This window comes from Mesorhizobium sp. M2A.F.Ca.ET.067.02.1.1, from assembly GCF_004023285.1.
In the GTDB taxonomy this organism is placed as follows: Bacteria; Pseudomonadota; Alphaproteobacteria; order Rhizobiales; family Rhizobiaceae; genus Mesorhizobium.
Window position 1 is genome coordinate 1 of the sequence record NZ_RZSB01001003.1, and the last position, 1,789, is coordinate 1,789.

Sequence of the window (1,789 nt, forward strand, 5' to 3'; positions counted from 1 at the left end):
GCCCGCCGCGCGCGCCGCTTCCGGGTGTCCGCCGACGGCGTAGAGCCTGAGCCCGAACGACGTGCCGTGAACGACCACGATCATGATGGCGGAGAAGACGATCAGCGCCCAGGCAAGCGCGGAGATGCCGAGGAAGCTGCCCGACACCAGCACGCCGAGCAGCGGGGAGGATGCGCCGACGACCGTGTTCTGGGTGATGGTGAGTTCCATGCCGGCCGCGACATTGAGCACGGCAAGTGTTGCGAGCAGCGGCAGGATGCCGAGCCCGACCACGGCAAGGGCGTTCAGCGCGCCGACCGCCATGCCGACGGCAATCGCCGCGAGCACCGAGAGGAAGTCTCCGTAGCCCATCGACAGCAGCGTCGCATAGACGGCGGCGCAGAGCCCCATATTGGCGGCGATGGAGAGATCGATGCCGCCTTCGGTGACGTCGGAGCCGCCGCCGATGATGACAGCGGTCATGCCATAGGCGAGCACGCCCAGTATCGCCGACTGCTCGACGACGTTGATCAGGTTGAAGGTCGAGGTGAAGCCCGGCGCGAAGATGACGAAATAAGCCATGATCGCGGCGAAGGCGGCGATGGCGCCGAGCCGCACGATGAGCGCGCCGAAGCGGCGGCCGGCGCTCTTGGCGGCGGCCTGCTTTTCGTCGGAAACACCGACGTCTGTGTGGAGGACAGTCGCGCTCATGCAGCCACTCCATCGATGTTCGAACGTGCGCCCGACGAAGCCGCCAGCAGCGCATCGCTGTTCATCGCGGAACCGGAGAAGCTGCCGGCAAGCCGGCCGCGATAGACGACCAGCACGCGGTCGCAGACGCCGACCAGCTCGAGCAGGTCGGAGGACAGAAGCAGGATCGCCGCGCCCTCGCCCGCCAGCCGATTGAGAAGATTGTAGATCTCGACCTTGGCGCCGACATCGACGGCCACCGTCGGCTCGTCCAGCACATAGACGCGCGACTGGCAGCTCAGCCATTTGGCGATCGCCACCTTCTGCTGGTTGCCGCCGGAGAGCTCGCGCACCAGCGCGTCGCGATGCGGTGTCTTGATCGACAGTTCCTTGATCAGGCCGTCCACCGCTTGGTTCTCGCTGCCGCGGCTGACCAACCCGCTCTTGGAATAGCGGCGCAGGCTGGCCAGGGAAATGTTCTCGCGCACCGAAAGGCCGAGCGCCACGCCATGGGCGCGGCGGTCTTCCGGCAGCATGGCGATGCCGTCGCGCACCGCTTTGACGGGCGTCGACAGCGCGACCTCCCTGCCCTCAACCTTGATCTGGCCGCCCTCGGCGGTCTTGAGGCCGAACAGGCACTGCACGATCTCCTTGGCGCCGGAGCCGAGCAAGCCAGTGAAGCCGACGATCTCGCCGGCGCGGACATTGAAGCCGATGTTCTCGAAGCTGCCGCCGAGACGAAGCTTGGAAACCTCCAGCACCGGCGCGCCTAAAGTGACCGAGCGCTTCGGGAACATCTCGCCGACATCGCGGGCGATCATCATCGCAATGATCTCGTCGATCGGCGTCTGACGCGGGTCGACCGTGCCGACATCGGTGCCGTTGCGCATCACGGTGACGCGGTCGCAGAGCTTTTCGATCTCCTGCATGTAGTGGGAGATGAAGACCACGGCAATGCCGTCGTCGCGCAGCCGGCGCAGCACGTCGAACAGGCTGTCGACCTCGCGCTTGACGAGCGCCGCCGTCGGCTCATCGAGCACCAGCACCGAGGCTTTTTGCGCTAAGGCGCGGGTGATCTGCACGACCTTCTGCTGCGCCGTGGTGAGATCTTTCACAAGCG

General features: G+C 66.2%; 2 protein-coding genes. Both read right to left on the reverse strand.

The features are described from left to right. The coding region (locus tag EOA28_RS34710) for an ABC transporter permease (protein ID WP_128315795.1) at positions 1 to 690 on the reverse strand (690 nt) is incomplete at its 3' end. Next, positions 687 to 1,789, reverse strand: a 1,103-nt coding sequence (locus EOA28_RS34715) for a sugar ABC transporter ATP-binding protein (protein WP_148671062.1), incomplete at its 5' end; no start/stop codon positions are given. The genes EOA28_RS34710 and EOA28_RS34715, both read right to left, overlap by 4 nt.